The organism is Pseudomonas mendocina (genome assembly GCF_003008615.1).
In the GTDB taxonomy this organism is placed as follows: Bacteria; Pseudomonadota; Gammaproteobacteria; order Pseudomonadales; family Pseudomonadaceae; genus Aquipseudomonas; species Aquipseudomonas mendocina_C.
Window position 1 is genome coordinate 2,351,388 of sequence record NZ_CP027657.1, and the last position, 24,233, is coordinate 2,375,620.

Below are 24,233 nucleotides of genomic sequence, written 5' to 3' on the forward strand. Positions count from 1 at the left end.
CACTCGCCGCGCCCCTGTTGCTGTGGATAACCTTCATGCACCTGCTGCCCTGGTCTCATGACACCTCTGCCGGCTTCACCCTGCGCGGCTGGCACACGCCGCCGTCAGGCAAGCCGCTGCTGCATTTCCTGCACGGCAATGGCTATTGCGGACGTGTCTACACGCCGATGCTGGCCCTGCTGGCCGAGGACTTCGACCTCTGGTTGTGCGATGTGCAGGGCCATGGCGACAGTGATCATGGCGGTCGTTTTCACGGCTGGAACCGCAGTGCCGAATTGGCGGTGGAGGCCTTCGAGGCCTTGCGCGGGGCGTTCGGCGAGGTGCCACGCTTCGCCCTCGGGCATAGCTTCGGTGGCGTGCTCACCAGCCTGATCCTGGCGCGCCATCCCGAGCTGTTCCGGCGTGCCGTACTACTCGACCCGGTGCTGTTCAGCCCGGCGATGATCGGGGTGATGGCGCTGTCCGACGTGGTTGGTCTGGCGCAGCGCACCGGCATGGCGAAGAAAGCGCAGAAGCGCCGTCGGCAATGGTCGGATCGGGCCAGCGCGCATGCCGCACTGCATGGCCGTGGCATGTTCCGGGGTTGGGACGAGGCAGCCTTCGATGCCTATATCGAGCATGCGCTGAGGGATGTCGACGGTGGCGTCGAGCTCAAGTGCCGGCCGAGCCGCGAGGCGGATATCTTCGGTTCCTTCCCGCGCCGCCTGTGGCCGTCGTTGGCCAGGGTGACGACGCCTACCGAGGTGATCCACGGTGCGCGCACTTACCCCTTCGTCGCCAAGTCCGTGGCGCGCTGGTGCGCCAGCAATGCGCATGTGTGTGGGCAGGTGGTGCCGGGCGGGCACTGCTTCATGCAGGAGCAGCCAGCCGACAGCGCCGCGCGGGTGAGCGATTTTCTGCTGCAGCGCGGGTAGGGCGGGTAGGGCGGGTACGCCCCACTGCCATGGCAGCAGAGGCTTAGGCCTTGCGCCGCCAGTCTTCCAGGCGGATGACGTTACCTGAACTCTGCACCGAAACCGGCTCGGGCTGCGGCTCCAGCACCGGGTGCGGTTCCAGCTCGATGTGCCCCAGGTGCGGGCCGAACATGCTCAGATGACCGCGCAGGCGCTGCTCGCCAGTGACGGTGAATTCGAAATCGTAGAGCCGCGCCAGGCGTCGATAGCCCTTGCCGTCGCGCAGGATGGCCAGGCGCCGCAATGCCACGGCGCCGTCGAGCAACTCGACATCGAACTTGGCACAGTGCTGTTTGGCGAATGCCAGCGCACGCTCGCGAATGCCATGGCCACGCCACAGCCAGGCACAGGCGGCGGCGAAGAGCATCAGCAGGAACACATCGAACAGGTTGATCATGGTGACTCCAGCTCCGGGAGACAGAGCTTAGCTTATCTGCCACGCGCTTCTCAGCACAGTAGCTTGCCCATGCGTCGGCTCTGCATTAGCGTTCGCCCACTTCACATGAAAAGGACGTCACCATGCATTGCCCCGCCTGCCGTACGACTCGCCTGCAACCGGCAAAACTCGAAGATGGCCTGCTTGGCCATGGCTGCCCGCAGTGCTCGGGCACCCTGGTCAGCCTGCTGCACTACCGCGATTGGGCCGAGCGTCAGCCGGCGCAGGAAACGCCAACGGAGCTGGCTGCGCAAGCCGAAGTGGGTGAAACCAGTCACGCCCTGAGCTGCCCCAAATGCGCCAAGCTGATGGGCAAGTTCCAGATCAGCGGTACGCGCGCCAACCGCCTGGATCTCTGCGGCACCTGCGACGAAGCCTGGCTGGACGGCGGTGAATGGCAATTGCTCAAGGCCCTGGAGCTGAGCCAGCGCATGCCGGCGATCTTCACCGAAGCCTGGCAGCGTCAGGTGCGTCAGCAGGCCAGTGAGGAGGCGCGGCGCGATCGCTTCAGCCGTATCGCCGGCGAAGAGGCCATCGCCCGTGCCGACGAGATCCGCGCCTGGCTCAAGGATCATCCGCAGCGGCGTGAGTTGTTGTTCTACATCGGCCACGACTGAGGGCGTTTCACCCGCGTCGGCTCAGGTCGCCCGCATCAGGCGATCACGGCCCGCGACCTTGGCGGCGTAGAGTGCCGTGTCGGCGCGTTGCTGTAACTGCTCCAGGGTTTCATCAGGGCGCCACTCGGCCAGGCCGATGCTGACACTGATCCGCAGCCCTTGCAGATTGCTCTCGGCCAGATTCGTGCGCAGGCGCTCCAGACCCTGGGCAGCAGCGTCCAGGTCGCTATCCGGCAAGAGCAGAATGAATTCCTCGCCGCCGACGCGGGCGAACAGGTCGGTGGCGCGCGCCTGATGCCTGCAGAGCAGGCTGAACTCGCGCAGTACCGCGTCGCCGGTGGTGTGGCCGTGGCGGTCGTTGACCTGTTTGAAGTGATCCAGATCGAGCATTGCCAGGCACAGCGGCAGGTCCTGCCGTTGGCTACGTTGCAGTGCCTGGCCGGCACGCTCTTCGAATGCACGGCGGTTCAGCGCCTGGGTCAGCGGGTCGGTGGTGGCCAGGTGCAGCAACTGTTGCTCGAGTGCCTTGCGCCGACTGACATCGCGGATCTCGGCGACCTGTCGGCCGTCCTCACGCAACTGGGCGATGCTGATTTCGGCAGCGAAGGGCACGGCGTCGCGCAGGGCTTCAAGGTCATGCGGCTGGCCGTCGGCACGGCCCAGCAGCTCTTCGATGCGCGTCTGCTCGGCGGGGGCGAACAGGCTGTGCAGATCCGCGCTGAGCAGATGCTCGCGAGAGCGGGCGAACAGCGTCTCGAGCATCGGGTTGGCGTCGACGATGCGGCCGCGCTCCAGCACCACCACGCCGGCCTGGGTGATGCGCATCAGTCGCTCGAAACGCTCGGCGCTGTCCTCTGCCTGCTCGGCGTGGCGGCGGCTGTCGGCGAGGATGCGACGCATGGTCATCAGCGCCAGGCCGACCAGGCCGATCACCCACAGCGGGATGCCGAAGTTGTAGGGCAGCAGGTAGGGCACCGAACGGGTCACGTCGACGTGTTCGATGCCCTGCAGGCCATCGATCAGGCCGAGCAGGGCACGCAGCAGGGTAATCAGGGCGAAACCGGCGAAGGCCAGTGCGACGAAACGGCGTACGCCACGCAGCTCCGGTTCCTCGCGGGCGACCCACAGGGCGCGGCAGGCCTGGATCGGTAGCAGACCGCCGATCAGCGCATAGAAGGTGACGACGAATTCGGTGTTGATCGGCGCCACGAACCAGTGCCAGCTCATCACCAGGCTCATCGCACCGGCACTGGCCGGTACCGTCCACCACGGCGGCGGCAGCCCCAGGAAACGGAACACGCCGACCATCAGCAAGGCTTCGCCGGCCAGTTGCAGGCTGTTGCCGGCGATGTTCAGCAGCGGGTTGCCGCTGGCCATGTAGCCGATGAACAGCCAGATGCCGAGGTTGAGCGTCCAGGCGCCGCTCATCCACACGCCCGGGCCGCAATAGGGGCGAGCGAAGTACCACAGGGCGGTGCTGGCGATAGCGCAGCCGAGCATCAGGTTGATGCCCAGCAACAGTGGGGAGAAGTAGAGCGTTTCCATGACCCAGGCCGACCGGCAGGACGATTGCGGCATTCTGCCAGTGTCCTGCGATGTCGTCGCGTCGGTCAGCTTTTTCCCGCTCGTCGGTCGGTTCCGGCGAAAGTTAGAAGGCCCGAACCACCTGTGCCCAGACGCGTGGCGTACGCGACACGTCGCTTTCGGCATCGGCATTGCCGAGGCGCCAGGCGGCGACGGTGCTGATCTGCCAACCATGGGCGGCCCAGCGAGCGCCGACACCAGCGCCGGAGAGGCTGCGATGATTGTCCTCATCGGCCCAGGTGTTCTTGTTCAGGCGAACCTGGCCATGGTCGACGAAGGTGGACAGCTGCCAGGCCTCGTTCAGGGCGTAGCGCAGTTCGACGTTGGCCAGCCAGCCCTGGTCGCCCGAGGCTTCGCCTTGCGGGTAGGCGCGTACGCCATAGGCTCCGCCGAGGTAGAGCTTCTCGGAACTGTCCAGGTTGCCGTCGGCCCATTGCCCCTGTAGCTGGGTGTAGAGGCTGAAACGATCGCTCAGGCGCTGCAGGCGTACCAGGCTGGGGTTGAGCTTGTGGAACTGGCCGCGGGTGCCGGCGGTAAGGTCGTCAACGCGCTTGGCGGGCGCGCCGTCGATGTTCAGGCTGCCCTGGCTCCAGGCCAGGGCGAAGCTGTTGACGCCGCCGCCAAGCAGCGTGTCGCGGCTGTTGCCGGTTAGCGACAGGATGGTCACGCGGGCCCGTTTGTCGCTCTTCTGGTCGAACAGGTCGATGTCGTCCTTGAGGCGTTTGTCATCGAACTGCAGCTGGCCATAGAGGCTGAAATCGCGTGAGCGTACCAGTGGCTGCAGGGCGAAGACGCTGGCGATGCGCGCATTGCCGTGTGCATCGAGATCTTCGAAGTCCTTGCCCAGCTGGTAGTCCATATCCGAATAGGCCACGCCGACCTGGGTCGCCCAGGGGCCGACTGGCAACTGATAGGCGATGCGCCCGTAGCGCTGGTCTTCCTCGGAACCCATGGCGCGCAGGGTCAGGCGGTCGCCGAAGCCGAGTGGGTTGTTGAGGTTGAGGGTGCCGCCCAGACGGTACTCACCGACGAAGCGGTTACCGTAGTTGTCGGCATCCACCGAGCCGGACACCAGCGGCGCGCGCTGTACGTCGACCAGCAGATCCGTGGTGCCGGTGCTCGTGCCTGGCCGCAGGGTGGATTTCACCTCTACGCCGGGGGTGTCCTGCAGTAACAGCAGGCTGCGCTCCAGCGACTTGCCCTGCACCGCGTCGCCTGCCTGCAGAGTCGCGAGGGGGGCTAGGGCGCTGCCGCGCAGGGTGGCCTGATCCTTGACCTGAATCTCGCCATAGCGACCTTCGAGCACGGCGATCTTCACCATGCCGCCTTCGATTTCCTGGGCTGGCAGGTAGGCGCGGGCTAGTGGATAGCCGCTTTCGCGATAGAGGCGGGTGATGCGGTTGGCAGCGCCCTGCAACTGGCCGACGGTCAGCTCGCGTCCCGAGAGATCGGCGAGTTGAGTGAGCAGCACCTCATCGGACAACGCCTGGTTACCGTCGAGGATGAAACCGTTAACCTGCAGGCGCGGGCCTGCTTCGGCGGCTGGATCGGCCGGGGCATCGGGCAGGTTGAGCTCGAGGCGTTGCCGCTCGGGCAATTGCAGCGGTGCCTGGTCGATACCTTGTTGTGTCTGGCCGGCATCCGGCGCAGTGGCTGCTGCAGCGGACAGCGTGATCAGAGAGGCGGTAAGGCCCGCCAGCATGGAGGTCGAACGCAACTTCAGATTCCTTCTGGTAGGCGAATGCCGTTATCGACGAGGTTCAGTTGTGGGCTGTAGGTCGTTGCGTCGAACAGTTTCGGGGTCGTTATCATCAGGGGCCGGCTGGGCTGCTCATCGGTTTGGCTGGCCGCCAGTTGGGCAGCGACGAGACGAGGGTCGACGAGGCTGGGCAGGGGGATGCTGCCGGTGACGCTCAGCACACCGTCCACATAAGTGATGTCGTAGTTGCTCAGGCCGTTGCCCTGGGCGTTGCTGGCGACGATGGCGTAGTTGCCGGCACCGGCGCTGGCCGCTGCCCCTGCACTGGCCAGACTCACGCCACTGACCTGATCACCTGCCACCAGCCCGGCGCTGGTGAAACCATTGAGAGTGGCAGTCTGGCCGACGTTCTTGCTGGCATTGCCAGCGGTGATGGTCAGCGCAGCCTTGTCGATGGTCAGGGTGCCGGCGAGCATCTCGATGTCATAACCGAACTGGCTGGAGTAGAGCCCGCCGAGGCGCAGGTCGGAACCACTGTAGGTGCCGGCATTGGCACTGCTGGCATTGTAGAAGGCGCTGCCGGCAACCAGGGCCGGGTCGTAGCCGATGGGGAATACCAGGGCGCCGGTGCTGCTGGTGGCGCTGCCGTCGTAGGTCTTGTTGGCGTTGCCGACGTTGACGCTGAGGGCGGTCATGAAGCTGCGCAGCAGCGGCGCGCTGTGGCCCTCGTACATGCGCCAGGTGGCACCGGTGCCGCCGGCGTCGTCGATGTTCCAGCCGGCGGCCACGAAGGGCGCCAGGGTGGTGAGCTGGGCGCTGGTCAACCCGGAGATGCCGGTGGCGGTGCCGGCCCCGACGCCCTGGGCCAGGCCGCTGCTGGTGGTGTTCCAGAAGCTGCCGGTGGCGGTGCCGACATTGCTGCCCACCAGGCCGCCGACCGCGCCGACGCTGGAGCTGGCCGTGCCCGTGGCATAGACACGCAGCAGGCTGCCATCGTTGAACCCGACCAGGCCGCCTGCCGTGGCGCTGCCCTGGGCGCTGCCGGTGGCGTAGCTGTCGCGGATAGTGCCGGTGCTGGCGTTGCTGCCGGCCAGGCCGCCGCCATTCAGGCCGCCGCTGGCGCTGCCCGTGGCCAGGGACTCGCTGAGGATCCCGGCGTTGGTGCCGACCAGGGCGCCGACGTTGCCCGTGCCGGTGACGGTGGTGTTGCTGCTGACCCGCTCGACCACCCCGCCGGCGGCGTTGTAGCCCACCAGGGCACCGGCGTAGGTGCCGCCAGCCACGCTGCCGCCCACCAGGTTGAGGTTGCCGACGTAACCGGCGTTGTAGCCGAACAGGCCGCTGTAGGTGCTGCCGGGGCGGTTGATGGCCAGGCCGCTGATGCGGTGCCCCTGCCCGTCGAGGCTGCCGGCGAATGGGGTGGCGAGGCTGCCGATGGAGAGGAAGCCGGTGCCGCTGTTCCACAGCGCCGTACCCGAGGCATTGATGTCCCCGGCCAGGACGAAGCGACTCCCCGCCAGGCTGTTGGACGCCAGGCCCTGCAGGCCGTAGACGTCGGTGATGCGGTATGGCGTGGCGACACTGCCGTCACCGCCCACAGCGCGGATGAAGGTGGCACCGGGGCTGAGGCGGAAATCGGTGACGCTGAAGCTGGGCAGGCTGGCGGCTACCTGATTCCAGGTGCCGCTGGCGAGGCTCAGTACGCCCAGGTTGACACCACCGTTGCTGGTTGCGGTGCCGGCAGCAGAGAGGGTCAGGCTGCCGTTGGCGGCGTCGATGCCATCCCCCAGCAGGACGTTGCCGCCATTGCTGGTGCTGAGGGTCAGCCCGGCGTTGTCGCCCCAGGTCAGGCGGTCGGCCACGTTGAGGTTGCCGCCTGCCGACAGCTGGCGGGTGCCGCTGATGCCGAAGGCACCGCCGCTGTCGAGGCTGAGCAGGCCGCCGGAGCCGAGGTTGGTGTCCAGGCTGTAGCTGGTGGCGCTGGCGGTCAGTTGCAGACCGTAGCCGCTGCTGGTGAGGGCGGCGAAATTGCTTGACGAGAGGAAGGCCAGATCGGTGTCCGTGTAGCTGCCCCGCGCGGCCAGGTAGCGGTTGCGGGTGGCCGTGAGGCTGCCCTGGCCCGTCACCAGATGCGCGGCATCGCCGTAGACATCCAGCCCCTGGATGCCGTTGGTACCGATCACGTCGGCAAAGGCGGCGCCGGCCGTGGCATTGCCGTCCAGGTAGGCGATGGCGCCATTGCTGTCGAGGCCGCTGGCGTCACTGAGAATGTAGTAGTAGCCGTCGGCACCGCTGCTGGCGCTGCCGATTGCCGTGCCGCCGGACACGGCGGTCAGGGTGGCGCCTGCGAGGGCGTTGCCGCCGGCATTGGCCAGGACATGGCCGCTGATGGCCACGGGGGTGGTGTTGTAGCGCCAGGTGAAGTACGAGTAGAGATTGGCGCCACTGCCCCAGATCGATGACGAAAAGCCGGAAGGCAGCCCACCTTGTAGCTGCGCGGTGGTGCGCCCGGTCATGCCGCCCGCCAGCCCGCCAGAGGTACCTTGCACCTGGCCGCTGGTCTGGGTGTTCCAGTAGGTGTTGCTGATGGCGCCGTTCGAGCCGTTGTTGAAGCCGACGAAGCCACCGACCTGGCTGGGGCCGCTGACGTAGCCGGTGGAGTAGCTGTTGCCGATGGTGCCGTTTACGAAGTTGACGCCGACAAAGCCGCCGATGTTGCTGGCGGAGCCCTGCCCGATCACCGCGCCGGTGGCATAGGAGTCGGTGATGCTGCCCTCGTTGTGGCCGACGAAGCCCCCGACCGGCCCCGACGACGCCCTCACCGTGCCGGTGGCGTAGGACTGGCTGATGGAACCGCCATCGAAGCTGTAGCCGTTGGCGCCCACCAGGCCGCCGACGTAACCGACGCCGGCGCTCGAGTTGGTACCGGTCACGCTACCGGTGGCATAGGAGCGGGTAATGCTGCCGCCGTTGACATTGAAGCCGACCAGGCCGCCGATCTGGTAGCCGGCGCCGGTGACATTGCCGCTGGCGGAGGCATCGGCGATGGCACCGCCGTCGTTGGTGCCCACCAGCCCGCCGGTGTTGCTCTCGCCCGTGCTGGCGCCGCTGACCGTGGCGCTGGCCGACGCGTTGCCGAGGGTGCCGCCCAGCATATAACCGACCAGGGCACCGACGCCGTCGTTGCCAGTTACGTTGCCTCCAATCAGCTTCACGTTGGCCAGGGACGCACCGTAGGTGTAACCGAACAGCCCAACGTAGTTGGTCGCTGCCCGGTCGATGGTCAGGCCACTGATACTGTGTCCCTGCCCGTCGAAGCTGCCGGTGAACTGCTGGGCGTTGTTGCCGATCGGGCGCAAGCCCGACGCGCCCCACACCTCGCCGTAGTAGCCGCCACTGGCGGCCATGGCGCTGGTTAGGCTCAGATCGGTGCCCAGGCGGTATCTGGCGGACAGATCCAGCCCCATCAGCTGCAGTGCATGGGGCGTGAATATGGTCGTGGAGTATTCGTTGCGTAGCATCGGCCGGGTATCGCCTTCGAACATCACCCACATGTTGGTGAAGTCGAAGCCGGTGTAGGCCGACTGGTTGCGCACGGCGCTGGTCAGGCCGGTACCGCCACCCAGGGAGCTGGACTGGCCGGTGCTGTTGATGTCCCAGTAGCTGGTGTTGACGGTGATGGTGGGCAGGTAGCCGCCACCGATCAGGCCGCCCGTGGTGGTGTAGCCGGTGACCTTGCCGCTGGCGTAGGTGTTGGTCAGCGTCGCGCTGGAGATCACCTCGCCTAGCAGCCCGCCCGCAAACGCACTGGTGTTGCTGACCGTGGCGGTGACCGAGCCGGTGGCATAGGAGTCGGCCATGGCAATGCTCTGCACGCTGCCCGCCAGTCCGCCCACCACGGTCAGGCCGGTCACGTCGGCGGCAGAGGACGAGTAGCGGATGATGCCGTTGTTCACCGTGCCGGCCAGGCCGCCGACGAAGGCCCCGGAGCCGGACACGCTGCCGGTCATGTGGACGTTGCTGAGGGTGCCGCCGAGGGTGGCGGCGATACCGCCGACGTTCATCTGGCCGGTGATGCGGGCATTCGACAGGGTCAGGTCACGGACGTTGCCGCTCACGGTGCGGAACAGCCCGACGTCGCTCTCCGACCCGCGGTTGATGGTCAGCTTGTCGATGCTGTGGCCAAGGCCGGCGAAGTTGGTGCTCGCCCCATCCAGCGGGTTGAAGCCGGCGCCACCGTTCCAGCCCGCGGTGGCGCTGGCGTCGATGTCGTTGCCCAGGGCGTAGAAGCCCGTGCTGGTGATGTTCTGCAACGCGCCGATGTCATGGATCAGGACGTAGCCGGTGCCCGCCAGGCTGAGGCTGGCATTGCTGCCGGACAGGGTCACGCGGGCGCCCTTGTTCAGGCTGTAGCTGCCGCTGTAGGACATGGACAGCCCGGCGTTGTTGCCGGTGGCGGTGATGTCCTTGTTGATGATGATGCTGCCGGCGGCGTTGAGTGCCAGCACCGTGTTGGCGCTCCAGCTGATCGCCGCGTCCACCGTGATGTTGCCGGCCTGGCTGCCACCGACACCGGTGGTCACCGTGACCCCGGTGCTGGCCAGGGCGTTGGTGAGGGTCGTGACGTTGAGCACGCTGTCGTTGGCGTTACCGTTGAAGCCGCCCATGCCGGAGCTGGGGGCGTTGGAAATGGTGACGTTGTAGGGATCGATCAGCCACTCGCCGGTCTTGCCCTTGGGCGCCAGGGTGGTGACCTTGACGTCGTCGGCGATTTTCACATGGGCGCCGCTGGTGTCGATGAAGCCGCCATCGCCGCCAGTCGGTGCGCTGGCGTCGAGGGTGCCGGCGACATTCACCACACCGCCGTCGAAATCCCCCAGTAGCAGAATCTTGCCGTTTTTCTCGCCCAGGGTGCGGGCCTCGATCACGCCGGTGTTGTTGACCACCGTCTTGAGCAGCGCATCACCGGCATTGGCAGTCAGCACCACCTGGCCGCCATCGGCCTTGATCAACTGGTGGTTTTCCACCAGGGCATCGACTGCCGCTTCATCCACCTGCACGTTGAGCAGGCCATCGCCGGCGAAGTCCAGGGTCATCGCATTGCCGGCCGCCAGGGTGACCGAGCCCCGATTGGCGACGATCACACCATTGTTGCTGACTGTGCCGCCGAGCAGCGCCACGGCGCCGCCATCTGCGCGGATGTTGCCTTGGTTGACCACTGCCGCTGGGCTGCCGTCGCCCTGAAAACGGTACTGGCCCTTGTCGAAGTCCTCGACCGACAGATCCAGGCTAGAGGCCACCAACCCGCCGACATTGACGCTGGCGCCATTGCCGAACAGCACGCCGTTGGGGTTGACCAGGAAGACCCTGCCGTTGGCATCCAGTTGCCCCATGATCTTCGAGCCGTCGCTGCCGATCACCCGATTCAGGGCGATGGAATCGCGACCAGGCTGGTTGAAGGTCACCTTGTTACCGGCGCCGATGTCGAAGCTCTGCCAGTCGATGGCGAGCTTGTTGCTGGCCTGATCGATGACCATCTGTTGGGCATTGGGCTGGCTGATGCTGCCGCTGCCGGACACCACCTGGCCACCGGTAGGCAGGTCGGCGGCCCATACCGGGCCAGCCAGCAGTAAGCTGGCTGCCAGTATTGCACCGGCGCCTTTGCCGTGCCGTCTGGCGTGTTCGTCGGCGACGCTCCAGCCGCCGGTGCGAGGGTTCCAGACGAGGGCGTAGGCACGGTTCATGGCAGCCTTCCTGTGATTGGCAATTGTTATAGAGGCTTCTCCCTGCCACGCACTGGTGAGAGCAGCCTGTAGAGGCGGTCTTCGTGCGGGGGAGAGTCGCGAAATTTAAACCGATGGCAGAATAGACGCTTGATAGAATTTGCGCCGGGCTAGCTTACAGGTAGAAAAAATGGATGGGGAGTGCTTTGGTGGCGATTTGGCACTGTCCACTCGGCCCACGATCGACTGGGAGTTGGCGCAGATTCCGCAGCCGCCTCCTGTCGCGCCTCTCACGCCCGCGCCACGCCGCCAGCCACCACCCAGGTGCCTGGACGATCCACGTATCGCCTGCGCCGTTCGTCTGCTGGAGGGGATTCCGGCAGCGCCCCTCGGGCTTGATGAGGTCGCCGAGCATGTCGGCCTCAGTCCCTTTCATTTCCAGCGCTATTTTCAGGAGGTGATGGGCGAGTCGCCCAGTGCCTATTTGCGTCGCACCCGGCTGGATCGGGCGGCGATGAACCTGCTGATGGGCGCGGAGTCGGTGATGTCGACCGCTCTGGACGCCGGCTATGCCAGCCACGAGGCGTTCATCCGTGCGTTCCAGCGGCGCTTCGGCATGGTGCCCACGCAGTACCGTCAGTTTGCCCAGGCCCGCCGGCCGCTACCAACCCCGTTGCAGCGTGAACAGGCAACTTGCGTGCGGGTGCAGGTGCTGAGGCCGCAGCCTCTGCTCGCCATGCGCTTTCATGGCTCCTACACGGATCGCGAGGAGTACTGGCGCGTATTCGGGGCCTACCTGCAGCAGATCGGTTTTCCCCTGCAAGGAGCGCAACTGTTCGGTATTTCCCTCGATGGCTCGCTAGTGACGCCGACCGAGCAGATCCGCTACGACTGTGCGGTGCTCGACCCTGGTTTCGATGCCACGGGAACGGCGCTGACGGGGCAGGCTCTGCGGGCTGGCCGCTATGCCACGCTGCGCTGCGAGGGCGCCTATCTGCCGGGCATCGTCAATACCCTGAGCAGCGTGGCCATGGCCTGGCTGCCGAATTCCGGGGAGCGATTGTTGCCGATCAACAACGGTGCTTTCGAGGTCTTCCACAGGCCGCCCTGGGAGAAGGTGGGCGGCCAGCAGTCCTTTACGGTGGCACTCTCGCTGGCCTGACGCCTCAGGCGTTCTTCTCCTCGCTCAGCGCCTGGTAGCGCTGCTGCAGCTCTTCGCGGATCTGCCGGCGCTGTTTGGCCTGGCGCTGGCGGCGTAGGCCGTCGGGGGTATCCGGCTGCAATTCCGGAATCGGCGCCGGACGGCCATTGGCATCGACCGCGACCATGGTGAAGAAGCAGCTGTTGGTGTGGCGCACCGAGCGTTCGCGGATGTTTTCGGTGATCACCTTGATGCCGATCTCCATCGAGGTGCGTCCGGTATGGTTGACCGAGGCGAGGAAAGTGACCAGCTCGCCGACGTGCACCGGCTCGCGGAACATCACCTGATCCACCGACAGGGTCACCACGTAGCAACCGGCATAGCGGCTGGCGCAAGCGTAGGCGACTTCGTCGAGGTACTTGAGCAGGGTGCCGCCGTGGACATTGCCGGAGAAATTGGCCATATCCGGTGTCATCAGTACGGTCATCGTCAGTTGCGCAGTTCCGGCTTCCATGGTGACTCCGAATTGGGGCTGTGCGCTGCAGCGCTGGCTGCAGCCCGGCTAAGATGGGCTTTTGCTTTCCTAGGATGCCAGATGATGCCGATGCGCCACATTCCGCCTCTGCTATTGAGCCTGCTTGCCCTGCCGGCGCTGGCCGAGGAGAGCTGCGCCACTGCGGCTCAATGCAACCAGGCTGGTACGGCAGCCTATCAGGCGGGACGTTTCGACGAGGCCATCGAGGCATTCGAGCGGCAGTTACGCCGTGTCGAGCGTGACGATGTTGTCGGGCTCGAGCTGGCTTTGAACAACCTGATGCTGGCTAACCTGCGCGCGGGCGATGCCGGCAAGGCGCGGGCCTGGCTGGAGCTGGCGCTGGACAGCAACCTGTCCGGCTCGGCGACTCGTCACAATCTGGCCAAGGTCACGCAGGCGCTGGATTACTCGGCGCTGAGCGCCAGCCCGGTGGGGCGCTATCTGCGTTACAGCGGCCAGGCCGTGTGGAGCGAGTTGCAGATCAGCGAAGATGGCAGAGGCGCTTATCTCGCCAGTTTTGCCCCTCTGCGTGCGGGTGGTCGTGTCGAGGAATACGGCCCGGCCGCGATTGGCGAGTTGGCTGGAAAACTGGTCGGTGACGAGGTGCAGATGGGCCTCGAAGATGCCGGGCTGGGCAGCGACTGTGCGGTGCAACTGCTGCGCGAGGGCATTCACATGCAGGTACTGGAGGTGTTCGCCGACGGCTGCCAGGACTATGGCGGCATGGGCATCAGCGTGGGTGGACGCTACATCAAGGTAAGTCCCTGAGCCTCATAATCCGTAGTGGGCCTTGAGTTGTTGCACGTTGTCCTGCTCCTCCAGCAGGAAGGCATCGAAGCGTTCGATCAGGTCAGGGCGTCGGGCGCTGCTGAGGTGGAAGCTGGTGTAGATCAGCGGCAGTTGTTGATCCAGCTGCAGGTAGTCGCCGGCCATGCCCAGTTGGCCGAGCTGGTAGCGCACCACCTGCGGATTGGCGTAGAGCGCATCGATACGCCCGCGCGCGACCATGCGGATCAGGCTGTGGATATCCGGGGTTTCCACCAGACGTACGTCACCCTTGTCGAGCAGGGGTTGCCAGGCCTGGGCGGTGAAGCCTCGCACCGTGCCCAGGTGGTGAATGTTGTTCAGGCCCTGGCCGCGACGGCTGGCCAGCACCAGGGTGCCGTCGACGATCTGAATCGCTGCCTCGCTGTAGTACAGCGGGTGATCGGTCTTGGCCTGGCGCGCCCAGGTGGGGTTGTCGGGGAACAGCAGGTCGAGGCTCTGCTCGTCGAGCATGTTGCGATACAGCCGGTTGAGCGGTTGTGGCAGCAACTCCAGCGTCAGACCTTCGTGCTTGGCGAAGGCTTCCAGCAAGTCCAGGCAGTAGCCTTCGGGCGGGCTTTCGAGTGTGGCGCGGTAGTAGGGGTAGTAGTCATGCTGCTCGATGCCGACGCGCAGGGTTTCGCCCTGCGCCAGCGCAGCCACCATCAGCAGGGCCAGCAGTAGCCAGCATTTCATGAGTCGTTCTCCGCCTCCTCGCTGGCTACAGATTAGCCCACAGCCCCATCAGGCGTGATTGAGATACCAACGCCAGTCCTGTTCGCCGACTTCGCCCATGAACTGACGGTACTCGGCCCATTTGATCGCCAGGAACACCTTGAGGAAATCCTCGCCCAGTGCTTCGCGCGCCCAGCTCGAACCTTCCAGGTTGCGCAGCGCGGTGAGCCAGTCGGTGGGCAGGGTTTCGCGGGCCTGCTCGTAGCCATTGCCGACGATGGCTGCGCCCGGATCGATCTGCTCGCGGATGCCCTTGTGGATGCCGGCAAGGATCGCTGCCGCGGCCAGGTAGGGGTTGGCGTCGGCGCCGCAGATGCGGTGCTCGACGTGACGGCTCTTGGCTGGCCCGCCCGGCACACGGAACGACACGGTGCGGTTGTTCACCCCCCAGCTCTTGGCCAGCGGCGCGTAGCTGTTGGCCTGGAAGCGGCGGAAGGAGTTGGCGTTGGGGCAGAAGATCACCAGCGCGTCGTTGAGTGTGGCCATCATGCCGCCGATGGAGTGACGCAGCAGCGGCGTACCGTGCGGGTCTTCGGAAGCCATCAGGTTGTTGCCGTCGGCGTCGGCCAGCGACACGTGCATGTGCAGGCCGCTGCCAGCCTGGTCGCCGAACGGCTTGGCCATGAAGCAGGCCTGCAGCCCGTGCTTGTTGGCCACGCCCTTGACCAGGCGCTTGTAGCGCACACCTTCGTCCACCGCCTGCAGCGCATCGAAGCGGTGCTCCAGGGTCAGTTCCAGCTGGCCGGGCGCATATTCGGAGATCGCCGTGCGCACCGGCAGGCCCTGCGTTTCGCAGGCGGCGTAGAGGTCGTCGAGAAACGGCTGCACCTGCTCCAGCTCGTACACGCCATAGACCTGCGGTGCCTGCGGGCGCACGCCATTCATCTGCACGGCCGGCTCCGGCCGGCCATTGGCGTCGCGCTGCTTGTCCAGCAGGTAGAACTCCAGCTCCACCGCCATTACCGGGTGGTAGCCATCGGCCTTGAGCGCCTCGATGGCACGGATCAGTACATGGCGGGGATCGCCAGGTGTGGCTGGCATGCCTTCAGTCGGGTGCATGCTCACCTGTAGCTGGCCGGTAGGCACCGCGCGCCAGGGTTGCAGCGTCAGGCTGCCGGGCAGCGGGTAGGTCCAGCAGTCGGCATCGGCGACTTCCCAGACCAGGCCGCTTTCCTCGACGTCTTCGCCCTGGATGGTCAGCGACAGGATCGAGCTGGGCAGCGGTCGGCCGTTCTCGTAGATCGCCAGCAGTTCGTCGCGGTGCAGCAGCTTGCCGCGCGGGATGCCGTTGGCGTCGATCAACATCAGCTCGATGCTGCGTACCTCGGGGTGGCGTTCGAGAAAGTCGCGCGCTTCTTGGGGGTTGGCGAATTGCATGGTGGTTCTCGCAAAAAGGGGGCGTAGCTGATTCCGTGGGAGGCGCTTCAGCGGCGACTATCGCGGCTAAAGCCCCTCCCACAGGCATCCTTTTGGGCTTACTCGCGGGCGCCGGGGATGGCCAGCAGCTCGGTGAGCGCCTGGTCGAGCATGGCGATCAGCTTGTCCACATCCGCGGCCGTGGTGCTCGGGCAGCACAGGGTCATGTTGTGGAATGGGGTGATCAGGATGCCGCGGTTGATCAGGTACAGGTGCAGGGCCATCTGCAGCTCGTCATGGAAGGCAGCCTCGGCCTCGGCGCCAGTGCGCGGCGGGGTGGCACAGAACTGGAATTCGCAGCGCGCGCCCAGCTCGGTCACCGACCACTTCAGGCCGTGCTTGTCGATCAAGTGGCGGAAGCCTTCGGCCAGGCGTGCGGCCAACGGCAGCATGTGGTCGTAGGCAGCCTGGGTCATCACCTGCTCCAGGTTGGCGCGCATGCAGTGCATGGCCAGGGCGTTGGCCGACAGGGTGGTGCCCATGCCGCTGTGGCCGTGGCCATGGCTGCCCTCGCTGGCGCGTTGGCGCGCCTGGGTCATGGCGTCGGCCATCGCTGCGCTGCAACCGAAGATGCCGCACGGCACGCCGCCGGCGATCGGCTTGCCGACCACGAAGAAGTCCGGGTCGAGGCCCCACAGACGGGTGCAGCCGCCGATATCGGTGGAGATGGTGTGGGTTTCGTCGATGATCAGCAGGCTGCCGTATTTACGGGTCAGCTCGCGGCATTTCTGCATGAAGCCGGGATCGGGCAGCACCATGCCGATGTTGGTCATCGCCGGCTCGCAGAGCAGGGCGCAGACGTCACCTTGCGCCAGCGCAGCTTCCAGTGCATCGACATCGTTGAAGGGAATGGCGCGGCTGTGCTCGGTCAGGTCGTAAGCCTGGCCAATCAGACCCGAGCGGTGCACGGTCTTGCCGTCGCGATGACGCACCATCACGTCGTCGACGGTGCCGTGGTAGCAGCCGTCGAACACCAGCAGGGTCTTGCGCTGCGTGATGGCGCGCGCCCAGCGCAGCACATACCGGTTGGAGTCGGTGGCGGTGGCGGTCACCTGCCAGTAGGGCAGGCCGAAACGTTGGGCCAGCAGCTCGCCGCAGACCACGGCGTCCTCGCCTGGGAGCATGGTGGTCAGGCCATTGTTTGCCTGCTCGGCGAGGGCGCGCGCCACCGGGGCGGGGGAGTGGCCGAACATGGTGCCGGTGTCACCCAGGCAGAAATCGACATATTCATGACCGTCGACGTCGAAGAAGCGCGCACCCTTGGCACGCTCGACGAACAGCGGCACTGGCGTCGACCAGTCCGCCATCCAGTGCATCGGTACGCCGCCATACAAGGAGTGGCGGGCACGCTCGGCCAGGGCCACCGACTTCGGGTTGCGTTCGAGGAAGCGGGCGCGCTCACGGGCAGCGAAGGTTTCCACGGCGGTTGGGGCGATACCACTGGCAGTCATCTTGAACACCTCGTTCGAATTTCCACACATGGTATTTTGTGATCACAGAAATTACAAGTTATCTGGGTATTCGCAAAATTAGTGTGTATTTCTTGTTTTTTGTGATCACATAATATCGACATAGTCGGATGAATATCACCGAAAGCCATCGCTCGACACCTACTGGAGAACGCCATGCGCGACTGTCTGCTCACCCTGTCCCAACTGCCTGCACCGCCACAAGGACGTTGAACCCCATGAGTGACAACCTGCAGGAACAGCTGTATCAACGCATTCGTGAGGGCCTGCTGGCGGGCCGTTTCCAGCCTGGGCAGGCCTTGAAGATCCGTGACCTTGCCGCGCAGTGGGGCACCAGCCCGATGCCGGTGCGGGCTGCGTTGCAGCGCCTGGTTGCCGAAGGCGCGCTGGAAGGCGAGCAGCAGCGCTCGGTACGCGTCCCCTCGATGACCCGTGAACGTTACGAAAACATTTTCCAGGTTCGCCTGGCGCTGGAAGGGCTGGCGGTCGAACTGGCCACGCCACGCCTGGGCAGCGATGACCTGGCGCTGCTGCGTGATTGCGTGCGACGCATGGATGTGGCCATCGAGCAACGCCAGGTGCAGGACTACCTCAACGCCAACAGCCAATTCCACCTGCATCTGTACGGCGCGTGCGGCAACCCGGTATTGCTGCGTTCGATCGAGTCGTTATGGTTGCAGATCGGCCCGTTCTTCAACCGCTTGTTCACCGGCGCCGACCTGTCGCTGCGGCTCAACGACTTTCATGAGGACGCCTTCGCCGCCATCGAGGCCGGCGATGCCAAGGCAGCTCGCCATGCCATGGAGCAGGATCTCGTGTACTTCGCGCGCTTCTTGCTCAACTTGCTGGAGCTGGAGCAGGCGAGATAGCAAGTGGCTATCTCGCTGTACTTGCTGGCTGCCTTATAATTCGCTGCTAGCTAACTAATGGATGGCTTCATGTCGGATTACAGCGCCAAGCGGTTTTTGATCGTCGACGACTTTTCCGACTTTCGTAATTCGGTCAAAGCAATGCTGCGCGAGATGGGTGTCAGAGACGTGGACATGGCCGATCGTGGCGAACAGGCCATCGCCATGTGCCGGCACAAGCGCTACGACATAATTCTCCACGATTACAACCTGGGGGCCGGCAAGAACGGCCTGCAGACGCTGGAGGAGCTGCATGCCGCGCGCCTGATCAGCAATCAGTGCATCTTCGTCATGGTCACCGCCGAGAGCAGCCAGGCCATGGTGCTGAGCCTGCTCGAGCACGAGCCGGATGCCTACCTGACCAAACCCTTCAACCTGGCCAGCCTGGCTCAGCGCCTGGACAAGCTGGTGGAACGCAAGACGTTGCTCAAGCCTGTGTTGCAGGCGCTCGACAAGCGCAATCCGGCCGAGGTGCTCAGTGCCTGCGAGGTGCTGTCCAAACAGGACAAGCGCCTGCAGCCGTTGTGTCTGAAGTACAAGGCGGGCGCGTTGCGCGACTTGGCCCGGCACCAGGAACTCGAACAATTGCTGCAGGCGGTGCTGGCCGATCGTGCCATGCCCTGGGCCTTCCAGGCGCTGGGTGCTCTGCTGCACGAGCGTGGCGATCTGCTGCGGGCTCGCGAAATCTACGAGCAAGGCCTCAAGGCGTTCCCCATGCAACCCGGCTTGTACGACGGCTTGTCCGCCGTGCTGGAACAGCAGGGTGAGGCCAAGCGTGCACAGCAGGTGCTCGAAGATGCCGTGCGCATCTCGCCGCTGGCCATGCGCCGGCAGATGCAACTGGGCAAGCTGGCGATGCACAACGAAGACTTCGAGGGCGCCACCAAGGCCTATCGCAGCGCGGTGGAGCAGGGCAAGAATTCACGTCTGAAGAGCCCGGAAAACTACCTGGCGCTGAGTCAGGCGCTGATGGCCAGCTCGGGCGAAGAAACCCTGGGCAAGCGGGCGCAACTGGAAATCACCCAGGTGCTCAGCGAGCTGGGCCAGCAGTATGCGGCGGACAAGGCCATCCAGGTACGCCGTCGCCTGATGCAGGCGAGCAGCCTGCAGAAATCCGCCGAGCCGGCGCGTGCCGCGCAGATTGCAGCAGACGCGGCGGCGGAACTGCAGAATCTCGGCGAGTTCCTTCCGGCCGAGGTGGCCCTGACCCTGGTCGGACAGCTCCAGCAACTGGGCCAGAAGGAAGCCGGCACCCAGTTGCTCAAGGATTGCCTGGAGGTCTACGGTGACGACGCCAAGATTCTCGAATCGATCAGCCGCCTGACCGACGACCCGAGTGTCTTCGCTGCCAGCAAGGAGGCGACCGACTTCAACCGCCGGGGCGTGCAGGCCTACAAGCAGGGGCAGGTTGGCGAGGCGCTGGTGTTGTTCCGCCGGGCGCTGGGCCTGCAACCGAAGAACATCAGCATCGCCCTCAATGCGGCTCAGTCGCTGTTGCGTCTGGGCACTGAGCAGCCGTCGTCCGAATGGCGCGAGGAGGCGCGTAGCTGTCTCGATGGCGTGCGCATGATCGCCCCCAGCGATGCACGCTACACGCGCTACCAGCAACTGCGACGCAGGGTATTCGACACATGAGCGGGCTCGACCTCAGCACCATCATCGCCTCCACCGTGCATGACATGAAGAACTCTCTGGCGCAGTTGGGCCAGGCCCACGCGCGCTGGCTTTCGCAACTGCCGGACGAGCTGCAACATACAACCGAGCGCGGCGTGATCGAGTACGAAACAGCCCGTCTGAACGGCATGCTGGTGCAGTTGCTCGGGCTGTACAAGCTGGAGGTCAACCAGCTGCCGCTGTACCCGGCCCATCATGAGCTGGACGACTTCATCCAGGCGCAGCTGGCGCGCCATCGCGACGTGCTCGACAGCCGTGGCATCCAGGCGCGCGGCGAGGTGAGCGAGTTCGATCTGATGGGCTTCTTCGATCAGGAGCTGCTGGGCTCGGTGCTGGGCAACGTGATCGCCAATGCCATTCGCTATGCGCGTAGCGCCCTGCTGATCAGCGCCAGCGAACAGGACGGCGAGTTGCTGCTGTACGTCAACGATGATGGTGCCGGTTATCCCCAGCAAATGCTCAAGCGCCAGGGCGACTACATCCTCGGCCTCAGCCAGAGCAGTGGCAGCACCGGGCTGGGCCTGTATTTCGCCGCACGCATTGCCCAATTGCACCAGCGCGATGGCCGTCGCGGGCGCGTCGAACTGAGCAACGGCGGCCCGCTCGGCGGTGGCGAGTTTCGCATCTATCTGCCCTGAAACCTGGCGACGTCACCCCACCAGGTTTCAGGCGCGCGCTCAGCTTTCCAGCCAGACGTCGCGGCACCAGTGCCAGACCGAGTCCCAGCTCTCGTCGGTCAGTTCACCTTCGTCGCCGTCCCACAGCCAGACCTGGCCTTCCACGTCGACGGCGTAATAGTCGCGGCCGTCCTGGCACAGCGGCACCAGGTCGCGGGGCAGGCCGAGATCCCAGGCCACCGAGGCCACTTCCGGCAGGTAGGTGTGCGAATGCGGGTCGGTGGCGGTCACCGGCTCCAGGCGGCCGTAGACCACGTCGCTGACCTTGAGCAGAAATTCACGCAGTTCGAAGGGCAGGTGGATGAGAATCTGCTCCTGAATTTCCACCAGGGTTTCCTCGTCCGGCAGCTCCAGCGGCACCGGTACCGGCTCGTTGAGTTCGCGCAGCTGTTCGATGACTTCTTCCACGGCGTTGGCTCCTCATGGCATGGGATCGGCTTTATACAGTAGCTGGCCGGCAGAATGAAAACATGTTGCCGCCACCGCATACTGAGGCTTTTGTGGAGTTCCCCATGTCTATCGTCTGGCGCTGCCTGCATCACCGCGAACTGGATACCGCCACGCTGTATGAGCTGCTGGCGCTGCGTACCCAGGTGTTCGTGGTGGAGCAGCATTGCCCTTATCTGGAAACCGACGGGCAGGATCTGCTCGGGGATACCCATCATTTGCTGGCGCGTGACGAGCGTGGCCTGGTGGCCTACCTGCGCCTGCTCGACCCGCAGCGCATGGAGGGCGAGGTGGTGATCGGCCGCGTGCTGGTCGCCGAGGTGGCGCGGGGTACTGGTCTGGGCCACCAGTTGATGGAGCGTGCGTTGGCCGAGTGCCGTCAGCGCTGGCCGGGTGTGCCGGTCTACCTGTCGGCGCAGGCGCACCTGCAGGGCTACTACGAGCGCTATGGCTTCGCCGCGGTGACCGAGGTCTACCTGGAGGACGACATCCCGCATGTCGGCATGCGCCGTGCGGCCGAGCGCACCACCTGATGGCTGAGCGGCAGAAATGAAAAACCCCGGGCAAGCCCAGGGTTTTCGTTGGTGCGCGGTGCGATCAGTTCTGGCGAATACCCGCGATCAGCCAAGGCTGGTTGTCGCCCTGGGCACGCTCCAGGCGCCAGCTTTCGCTGAACGGCTCGCCTTGGTCGAAGCGCGAGGTCTTCGATACGCCGCTGAAAGTCAGGGTGGCGATGGTCTTCTCGGCGTTATCGTCGACACCATCCAGTTGCACGTCGAGGTCATCGACGTAGGTGGACTGGAAGCCATCACCCAGTTCAGCGCGCTCGCGCTTGAGGAAGTCCAGCAGCTGCGGGGTGACGAACTCGGCGATCTTGTCCATCTCGTTCGCGTCCCAGTGTTGCTGCAGGTTCATGAAGTGCTCACGGCCAGCGGCCAGGAAGCTCTGCTCGTTGAACCAGGCCGGCGCGTTGATCACCGGAGCGGCCGAAGCCAGGCGACCACCGAAGATATTGCTGCCAGCTGCCGGAGCGTTGGCTGCGCTCGGCATTTCACGCTGGTACGGAGCGCCGCCGGCGGCTGCGGCTTGCGGCTGCTGGCGGGCACGACGGGCGGCGAGGAAGCGGAACAGCAGGAAGGCGATCAGGCCGAAGATCAGCATGTCCATGATCTGCAGGCCTTCGAAGCCGTCACCCATGAACATGGAAGCCAGCAGACCACCGGCAGCCAGGCCAGCCAGTGGGCCGAGCCAGCGCGAAGCACCGCTGGCGGCAGCGGCAGGTTGACGACCAGGAGCCTGAGCAGCCGATTGCGCCGGCGGAGTGGCCTGGCGGGTTTGGTGGCTGGGGGCGGAACCGAAGGATTTGCCACCGCCAAAACGTTTGGCGTGGGCTTCGAAACTGAAGGTCAGTGCCAGGCACAGAACCATGGCGATACTGAGGAAACGCTGCATCACGGTTTTCTCTCTTGTGGAAAAGCTTGGTCGGCATCTTGCCCGTCATGGGCAGGCATGACCAGTGACAGAATGTTTCCAGCTTTTGCCCGCAGTAGGGTGCGCCGTGCGCACCGGTTTAATACTGACGTAGCCTCCGCTGCGCATGGCGCACCTTACGGGCGTTGCAGCAGCAGGGGTAGAGGGCCGCAGCGCAGTTGGCGGCGCAGGTAGGCACGGAAGTCGGCATGCGCTTCTTCGGGATGGCGCAGCCAGTGTACGAAGCTGCGCAGATAGGCGCTGGTCAGCAAGGTTTCTTCGGCGATGCGGCGCAGGTGCAGGGATTGCCTTCCGGCGGCTTCGCGCCACCACTGCACGGTGCGGCTGACACGCATCAGGCCGAGTACCTGCAGGTGAATGTGACCAGGCTCGAGCTTGTACAACAGCATCTGCCCGGTGACGGCGCGATGCGTTGCGAGGCTGTCGAGCCAGGCCAGTAGGCAGCTTTCCAGGCGTTGTTCGGCGTTCAGGGCTTTCAGCTCGGGATTTCTGGCGTGGCTGAGCATGGCCAGGTCGGCACGGTCGAACCAGGCCTCGACGAGGTCATCCTTGTCGCGGTAGTGGCGGGCGATATCGTCGAGGCCAATTTCCAGGGCAGCGGCCACGTCGAACAGATGAAGGCGCTCCCAGCCGCAGATGTCGGCCAGTTGCAGGGCGGTATCGAGGATATGGGCGGGGTCGGTCGGCTTTTTCTTCATCCGGGAAGTATGGTCGCCAGGGCCTGAACTGCAGGCCTGAACGACAAACGGAGCCTGAAGGCTCCGTATGCATGGGGTATTGGCGTAGGGTGCGCCGTGCGCACCGCCAATGTCGCGAGCCGTCAGGCTCAGCGCCAGTCGTACAGCTCTTTCTCGGACAAGGCGTGCATCGAGGTGGCGAGCGCCTGGAAGGCTTTCATCGAGGCCCAGATACGACCGTTCAATTCGCTCTGCGCGGCCAGGTCGCCCAGTACCTGATCGGTTTCGCGCTGCATGGCCTGCAGCACTTCGTCGGGGAAGCGCTTGAGCAGCGTGCCGCTCTTCTTCAGCTCGTCCAGCGCCAGGGCATTGTGAAAGACATAGTCATCCATCATGTCGAGGGTGGCCGCGCGCGCCGCTTCGGTGACGATGGCCTGCAGGTCGGCCGGCAGGGCGTCGAAGGCCTTCTGGTTGATCAGCAGTTCCAGCACCGACTGCGGCTCCTGCCAGCCGGGGTAGTAGTAATACTTGGCTGCCTTGTGCAGGCCGAAGGCCAGGTCGTTGTAGGGGCTGACCCAGTCGGTGGCGTCGATGGCGCCGCTTTGCAACGAGGTGAAGATTTCGCCGCCCGGCAGCACCACGGTGGTGGCGCCAAGTCGGCTCCAGACTTCGCCGCCCAGGCCCGGCATGCGGATCTTCAAGCCCTTGATGTCATCCAGGCTGTTGATTTCCTTGTTGAACCAGCCGCCCATCTGCATGGTGCTGTTGCCGGCGGTCAGCGGCTTGAGGCCGAAGGGCGCGTAGGCCTCGTCCCACAGGGCCTGACCACCGCCGTGGCTGAGCCAGGCGTTCATTTCCAGGGTGGACAGGCCGAAGGGCACGGCGCCGAAGAACTGCGCGGCGGGCACTTTGCCTTTCCAGTAATAGGGGGTGCCGTGGCCGAGCTCGGCGGTGCCGCGCGATACGGCATCGAACACTTCGAGGGCCGGTACCAGTTCGCCAGCAGCGTAGATCTTGACGGTCAGGCGACCAGCGCTCATGGCGTTGATGCGCTCGGCCAGCCGCTCGGCGGCCATGCCGGTACCCGGCGCGTTCTTCGGCCAGGTGGTAACCATTTTCCAGTGGAAGCTCTGCGCAGGCGCGGCGGCCGCCGTGGCGGGTTTCGCGTCATCCTTGCAGCCGATCAGGCCGAAGGCGAGCAGGGGCAGAAGCAGCAGGGCAGTCAGGCGCATGGGCAGTATTTCCAC

20 protein-coding genes are annotated in these 24,233 nt (G+C 65.2%); 8 read left to right on the forward strand and 12 right to left on the reverse strand.

All coding sequences use genetic code 11. The features are described from left to right. The first annotated feature begins 35 nt into the window (after positions 1-35). A complete protein-coding gene (locus tag C7A17_RS10930; RefSeq protein WP_106738062.1) occupies positions 36-914 on the forward strand; it encodes an alpha/beta fold hydrolase in 879 nt (292 codons plus the stop codon). Positions 915-957: 43 nt separating this feature from the next. Here the strand turns inward: C7A17_RS10930 and C7A17_RS10935 are convergent, their stop codons facing one another. After that, complete coding sequence (locus tag C7A17_RS10935) at positions 958-1,350, reverse strand: DUF3301 domain-containing protein (protein WP_106738063.1); 393 nt, start codon at positions 1,348-1,350, stop codon at positions 958-960. Positions 1,351-1,472: 122 nt separating this feature from the next. Here C7A17_RS10935 and C7A17_RS10940 point away from each other — a divergent pair, with 122 nt between their 5' ends. Next, entirely contained in the window at positions 1,473-2,006 is a 534-nt protein-coding gene (locus C7A17_RS10940; RefSeq protein WP_106738064.1) for a zf-TFIIB domain-containing protein, read from the forward strand. A 21-nt stretch (positions 2,007-2,027) separates the two neighbouring features. On the opposite strand, the gene C7A17_RS10945 is transcribed toward C7A17_RS10940, so the two are convergent. From C7A17_RS10945 to C7A17_RS10955, 3 genes are all read right to left on the reverse strand, one after another. Next, positions 2,028-3,584, reverse strand: coding sequence for a diguanylate cyclase (locus C7A17_RS10945; RefSeq protein ID WP_158704654.1), 1,557 nt, complete (start codon positions 3,582-3,584; stop codon positions 2,028-2,030). Positions 3,585-3,654: 70 nt separating this feature from the next. Next, positions 3,655-5,292: a ShlB/FhaC/HecB family hemolysin secretion/activation protein gene (locus C7A17_RS10950; RefSeq protein WP_106742859.1), complete on the reverse strand. Its 1,638-nt coding sequence runs from the start codon at positions 5,290-5,292 to the stop codon at positions 3,655-3,657. A 17-nt stretch (positions 5,293-5,309) separates the two neighbouring features. Next, positions 5,310-11,033 carry a two-partner secretion domain-containing protein gene (locus C7A17_RS10955; RefSeq protein WP_106738066.1) on the reverse strand — a complete coding sequence of 1,908 codons (5,724 nt, stop codon included), beginning with the start codon at positions 11,031-11,033 and terminating at the stop codon, positions 5,310-5,312. Between the two features lie 196 nt (positions 11,034-11,229). On the opposite strand from C7A17_RS10955, the gene C7A17_RS10960 reads away from it, so the two are divergent. Then, positions 11,230-12,174 carry an AraC family transcriptional regulator gene (locus tag C7A17_RS10960; RefSeq protein ID WP_199796417.1) on the forward strand — a complete coding sequence of 315 codons (945 nt, stop codon included), beginning with the start codon at positions 11,230-11,232 and terminating at the stop codon, positions 12,172-12,174. Between the two features lie 4 nt (positions 12,175-12,178). On the opposite strand, the gene C7A17_RS10965 is transcribed toward C7A17_RS10960, so the two are convergent. Continuing rightward, entirely contained in the window at positions 12,179-12,667 is a 489-nt protein-coding gene (locus C7A17_RS10965) for an acyl-CoA thioesterase (protein ID WP_106738068.1), read from the reverse strand. An 81-nt stretch (positions 12,668-12,748) separates the two neighbouring features. Here C7A17_RS10965 and C7A17_RS10970 point away from each other — a divergent pair, with 81 nt between their 5' ends. Next, positions 12,749-13,456 (forward strand): tetratricopeptide repeat protein, encoded by a 708-nt coding sequence (locus tag C7A17_RS10970; RefSeq protein WP_106738069.1) that lies wholly within the window; start codon positions 12,749-12,751, stop codon positions 13,454-13,456. 3 nt (positions 13,457-13,459) lie between these two features. On the opposite strand, the gene C7A17_RS10975 is transcribed toward C7A17_RS10970, so the two are convergent. The 3 genes from C7A17_RS10975 to C7A17_RS10985 all read right to left on the reverse strand — a co-directional run bounded on the left by C7A17_RS10975 (position 13,460) and on the right by C7A17_RS10985 (position 17,094). Continuing rightward, on the reverse strand, positions 13,460-14,188 hold the full coding sequence (locus C7A17_RS10975) for a substrate-binding periplasmic protein (RefSeq protein WP_106738070.1): 729 nt from the start codon (positions 14,186-14,188) through the stop codon (positions 13,460-13,462). Positions 14,189-14,236: 48 nt separating this feature from the next. Continuing rightward, positions 14,237-15,604 carry a glutamine synthetase family protein gene (locus C7A17_RS10980; protein ID WP_106738071.1) on the reverse strand — a complete coding sequence of 456 codons (1,368 nt, stop codon included), beginning with the start codon at positions 15,602-15,604 and terminating at the stop codon, positions 14,237-14,239. A 98-nt stretch (positions 15,605-15,702) separates the two neighbouring features. Beyond that, entirely contained in the window at positions 15,703-17,094 is a 1,392-nt protein-coding gene (locus tag C7A17_RS10985; protein WP_106738072.1) for an aspartate aminotransferase family protein, read from the reverse strand. 236 nt (positions 17,095-17,330) lie between these two features. On the opposite strand from C7A17_RS10985, the gene C7A17_RS10990 reads away from it, so the two are divergent. The 3 genes from C7A17_RS10990 to C7A17_RS11000 all read left to right on the forward strand — a co-directional run bounded on the left by C7A17_RS10990 (position 17,331) and on the right by C7A17_RS11000 (position 20,332). Continuing rightward, a complete protein-coding gene (locus C7A17_RS10990; RefSeq protein ID WP_106738073.1) occupies positions 17,331-17,981 on the forward strand; it encodes a GntR family transcriptional regulator in 651 nt (216 codons plus the stop codon). A 69-nt stretch (positions 17,982-18,050) separates the two neighbouring features. Further along, positions 18,051-19,655, forward strand: a complete 1,605-nt coding sequence (locus C7A17_RS10995) for a tetratricopeptide repeat-containing response regulator (RefSeq protein WP_106738074.1) — start codon at positions 18,051-18,053, stop codon at positions 19,653-19,655. After that, a complete protein-coding gene (locus tag C7A17_RS11000) occupies positions 19,652-20,332 on the forward strand; it encodes a sensor histidine kinase (RefSeq protein ID WP_106738075.1) in 681 nt (226 codons plus the stop codon). Before C7A17_RS10995 ends, C7A17_RS11000 begins: the two co-directional genes overlap by 4 nt. A gap of 39 nt (positions 20,333-20,371) precedes the next feature. Here C7A17_RS11000 and C7A17_RS11005 read toward each other — a convergent pair whose 3' ends face one another. After that, complete coding sequence (locus tag C7A17_RS11005) at positions 20,372-20,779, reverse strand: SMI1/KNR4 family protein (RefSeq protein WP_106738076.1); 408 nt, start codon at positions 20,777-20,779, stop codon at positions 20,372-20,374. Between the two features lie 104 nt (positions 20,780-20,883). Between C7A17_RS11005 and C7A17_RS11010 the strand changes: the two genes are divergently transcribed. Beyond that, the gene (locus C7A17_RS11010) at positions 20,884-21,351 is read left to right on the forward strand and encodes a GNAT family N-acetyltransferase (protein ID WP_106738077.1); all 468 of its coding nucleotides are present in this window, start codon (positions 20,884-20,886) and stop codon (positions 21,349-21,351) included. Positions 21,352-21,415: 64 nt separating this feature from the next. Here C7A17_RS11010 and C7A17_RS11015 read toward each other — a convergent pair whose 3' ends face one another. The 3 genes from C7A17_RS11015 to C7A17_RS11025 form a co-directional block, all read right to left on the reverse strand. Beyond that, positions 21,416-22,270 (reverse strand): Tim44 domain-containing protein, encoded by an 855-nt coding sequence (locus tag C7A17_RS11015; RefSeq protein ID WP_106738078.1) that lies wholly within the window; start codon positions 22,268-22,270, stop codon positions 21,416-21,418. 155 nt (positions 22,271-22,425) lie between these two features. Further along, complete coding sequence (locus C7A17_RS11020) at positions 22,426-23,007, reverse strand: TetR family transcriptional regulator (protein WP_106738079.1); 582 nt, start codon at positions 23,005-23,007, stop codon at positions 22,426-22,428. Between the two features lie 128 nt (positions 23,008-23,135). Further along, the gene (locus tag C7A17_RS11025; RefSeq protein WP_106738080.1) at positions 23,136-24,218 is read right to left on the reverse strand and encodes a TRAP transporter substrate-binding protein; all 1,083 of its coding nucleotides are present in this window, start codon (positions 24,216-24,218) and stop codon (positions 23,136-23,138) included. Between the last annotated feature and the right edge of the window lie 15 nt (positions 24,219-24,233).

Bases quoted from the DNA above. Each gene is read 5' to 3' on its own strand.
- C7A17_RS10940 (WP_106738064.1), top strand. From the start codon at position 1,473: ATGCATTGCCCCGCCTGCCGTACGACTCGCCTGCAACCGGCAAAACTC.
- C7A17_RS11015 (WP_106738078.1), bottom strand. From the start codon at position 22,270: ATGCAGCGTTTCCTCAGTATCGCCATGGTTCTGTGCCTGGCACTGACC.
- C7A17_RS10980 (WP_106738071.1), bottom strand. From the start codon at position 15,604: ATGCAATTCGCCAACCCCCAAGAAGCGCGCGACTTTCTCGAACGCCAC.
- C7A17_RS10990 (WP_106738073.1), top strand. From the start codon at position 17,331: ATGAGTGACAACCTGCAGGAACAGCTGTATCAACGCATTCGTGAGGGC.
- C7A17_RS10975 (WP_106738070.1), bottom strand. From the start codon at position 14,188: ATGAAATGCTGGCTACTGCTGGCCCTGCTGATGGTGGCTGCGCTGGCG.
- C7A17_RS10965 (WP_106738068.1), bottom strand. From the start codon at position 12,667: ATGGAAGCCGGAACTGCGCAACTGACGATGACCGTACTGATGACACCG.
- C7A17_RS10950 (WP_106742859.1), bottom strand. From the start codon at position 5,292: ATGCTGGCGGGCCTTACCGCCTCTCTGATCACGCTGTCCGCTGCAGCA.
- C7A17_RS11020 (WP_106738079.1), bottom strand. From the start codon at position 23,007: ATGAAGAAAAAGCCGACCGACCCCGCCCATATCCTCGATACCGCCCTG.
- C7A17_RS11025 (WP_106738080.1), bottom strand. From the start codon at position 24,218: ATGCGCCTGACTGCCCTGCTGCTTCTGCCCCTGCTCGCCTTCGGCCTG.
- C7A17_RS10970 (WP_106738069.1), top strand. From the start codon at position 12,749: ATGATGCCGATGCGCCACATTCCGCCTCTGCTATTGAGCCTGCTTGCC.
- C7A17_RS11010 (WP_106738077.1), top strand. From the start codon at position 20,884: ATGTCTATCGTCTGGCGCTGCCTGCATCACCGCGAACTGGATACCGCC.
- C7A17_RS10955 (WP_106738066.1), bottom strand. From the start codon at position 11,033: ATGAACCGTGCCTACGCCCTCGTCTGGAACCCTCGCACCGGCGGCTGG.
- C7A17_RS10985 (WP_106738072.1), bottom strand. From the start codon at position 17,094: ATGACTGCCAGTGGTATCGCCCCAACCGCCGTGGAAACCTTCGCTGCC.
- C7A17_RS10930 (WP_106738062.1), top strand. From the start codon at position 36: ATGCACCTGCTGCCCTGGTCTCATGACACCTCTGCCGGCTTCACCCTG.
- C7A17_RS10995 (WP_106738074.1), top strand. From the start codon at position 18,051: ATGTCGGATTACAGCGCCAAGCGGTTTTTGATCGTCGACGACTTTTCC.
- C7A17_RS10945 (WP_158704654.1), bottom strand. From the start codon at position 3,584: ATGCCGCAATCGTCCTGCCGGTCGGCCTGGGTCATGGAAACGCTCTAC.
- C7A17_RS11000 (WP_106738075.1), top strand. From the start codon at position 19,652: ATGAGCGGGCTCGACCTCAGCACCATCATCGCCTCCACCGTGCATGAC.
- C7A17_RS10935 (WP_106738063.1), bottom strand. From the start codon at position 1,350: ATGATCAACCTGTTCGATGTGTTCCTGCTGATGCTCTTCGCCGCCGCC.